Raw genomic sequence first — 404 nt, forward strand, 5'->3', positions numbered from 1 at the left:
CAACACTAACTGCCGTTATGCACTCGGATCTGCGTATGCTTGATCCGGTGATCACCACCGCGCACATTACGCGCGATCATGCCTATATGATTTATGATGTGCTGATTGCCGTTGATGAAAACTTCAAACCTCAGCCACAAATGGCAGAGTGGACTGTCTCAGATGACGGTAAGACCTATACTTTCACGTTACGCGATGGTCTCAAATTTCATGATGGTGCGCCGGTAACGGCTGCTGACGTTGTCGCTTCGCTTGAACGCTGGGCCAAGCGTGATACGGGTGGCCAGCTGATCATGGACATCACAGATTCGCTCAAAGCAAACGACGATAAAACGATTGTCTGGACGCTCAAGGAGCCATTCGCACCGTTCCTCGATACGATTGCCAAGCAGTCTGCATTGCCT

Annotated in this window: 1 protein-coding gene; it reads left to right on the forward strand. The window is 50.7% G+C overall.

Annotated features, from left to right (window positions below; translation table 11 throughout):
- Positions 1 to 47: 47 nt before the first annotated feature.
- The coding region (locus G3I60_RS47315; RefSeq protein WP_369334879.1) for an ABC transporter substrate-binding protein at positions 48 to 404 on the forward strand (357 nt) is incomplete at its 3' end.

The organism is Streptomyces sp. SID13666, from assembly GCF_010548325.1.
Classification (GTDB): Bacteria; Actinomycetota; Actinomycetes; order Streptomycetales; family Streptomycetaceae; genus Actinacidiphila; species Actinacidiphila fildesensis.